This is a genomic window from Haloferax sp. s1, from assembly GCF_058382125.1.
In genome coordinates this window covers 1-1679 of sequence record NZ_JBZRPK010000184.1, presented here as the reverse complement: position 1 = coordinate 1679, position 1679 = coordinate 1, and the positions used below count along the sequence as shown (strand labels likewise).

At 63.9% G+C, this 1679-nt stretch carries 1 protein-coding gene and 1 pseudogene; both read left to right on the top strand.

Going from position 1 to position 1679, the window contains the following annotated elements; genetic code table 11:
- Positions 1 to 76: 76 nt before the first annotated feature.
- Positions 77 to 349: pseudogene (locus QT222_RS01470) on the top strand (kinase anchor protein); the annotation flags it as partial.
- Positions 340 to 1659 carry a YeaH/YhbH family protein gene (locus tag QT222_RS01465; RefSeq protein ID WP_004060335.1) on the top strand — a complete coding sequence of 440 codons (1320 nt, stop codon included), beginning with the start codon at positions 340 to 342 and terminating at the stop codon, positions 1657 to 1659. The pseudogene QT222_RS01470 and the gene QT222_RS01465, both read left to right, overlap by 10 nt.
- Positions 1660 to 1679: the final 20 nt, after the last annotated feature.

Here is a 1679-nt window from a genome sequence, read left to right as displayed (position 1 = left end):
GGCCACCGCCCCCCCGGGGAGAGCGAAACCGTCCCGCACGGGGAGGGCCACCCCGCGGCCAACCGGGTCCGGGGGGGAAAACCGTGCCGGGGATTTCCCGGTCTCTGGCGTGGGCCCCACGGAGTTCCCCGTCATTGGGAGGGGGCCGGAACCGCAGGCGGGGGGGGACGGGCGCCGACTGTCCCCCGACCGCGACCCCCGCCAGTGGGATGACCCGCCAGCGAACACCGAGACGGCCCGGGTCAAAGACCGCACTATCGATGAGATGGTGAAACGCGGCTACACCACCGCGTCGGCCGAACTCACGAGCCGTGCCGTAATGAAGAGAGTGAGCCAGACATGGGACTGAGAGACGACCTCGAACGATTCCGCGAAGTGGGCGAAGAGCGCCGCGAAGACCTCAAGGAGTTCATCTCCTACGGTGACCTCGGAGCCTCCGGCTCGAAGGACATCAAGATTCCAATCAAAGTCGTCGACCTCCCGGAGTTCCAGTACGACCGCCTCGACATGGGCGGCGTCGGCCAAGGAAAAGGCGGGACGCCCGACGTCGGCCAACCCCTCGGCCAGCCACAACCCGAACCCGGCGAGGGCGACGAAGGCGAACCCGGGGAAGAGGGGGCCGAACACGAGTACTACGAGATGAACCCCGAACAGTTCGCCGAGGCGCTCGACGAAGAACTCGGTCTCGAACTCGAACCGAAAGGGAAGGAAGTGATCGACGAAATCGAAGGCGACTTCACCGATATCACCCGGAGCGGACCGCACAGCACGCTCGACTTCGAACGCCTGTTCAAAGAGGGTCTCAAGCGCAAACTCGCGATGGACTTCGACGAGGACTACGTCCGCGAGGCGATGAAAGTCGAGGGAACCTCAGCCAAAGAGGTCTACCACTGGTGCCGCGAGAACAACATCCTCGTCTCGATGGCGTGGATCGACGACGAGTGGGGCCGCATCCCCGACGAAGAACGTGGCACGTGGGAGTCCTTCGAGGAGATGGAAGCAAACGTCGAGCGGACCACGACCGTCCAGCGCATCCGGCGTGACGGACTCAAGGAGATTCCGTTCCGCCGCGAGGACGAGCGCTACCGCCATCCCGAGATAATCGAGAAGAAGCGTTCGAACGTCGTGGTCGTGAACATCCGCGACGTGTCGGGGTCGATGCGCGAGACCAAGCGCGAACTCGTCGAGCGCACGTTTACGCCGCTCGATTGGTACCTCACGGGCAAGTACGACCACGCGGAGTTCGTCTACATCGCCCACGACGCGGAGGCGTGGGAAGTCGAACGCGACGAGTTCTTCGGCATCCGCTCGGGCGGCGGGACGCGAATCTCGTCAGCCTACGAGTTGACGAAAGAAGTCTTGGACGAGCGCTACCCGTGGCGCGAGTGGAACCGCTACGTCTTCGCCGCCGGCGACTCCGAGAACTCCTCGAACGACACGAAAGAGCGGGTTATCCCGCTCATGGAGGAGATTGACGCCAACCTCCACGCCTACGTCGAGACGCAACCCGGCGGCACCGCAATCAACGCGACGCACGCCGAGGAAGTCGAGAAGAACCTCGGCGACGAAGGCAACGTCGTCGTCGCGTACGTCTCCCAGCCCGACGACGTAATCGACGCGATATACCGCATCCTCAGTACGGAGGCGACAGCAGAATGAGCTTTAGACGACACCGCAGA

What these genes read in the sequence shown, in the direction of transcription:
- QT222_RS01465 (WP_004060335.1), top strand. Translation starts at nt 340, where the DNA reads ATGGGACTGAGAGACGACCTCGAACGATTCCGCGAAGTGGGCGAAGAG.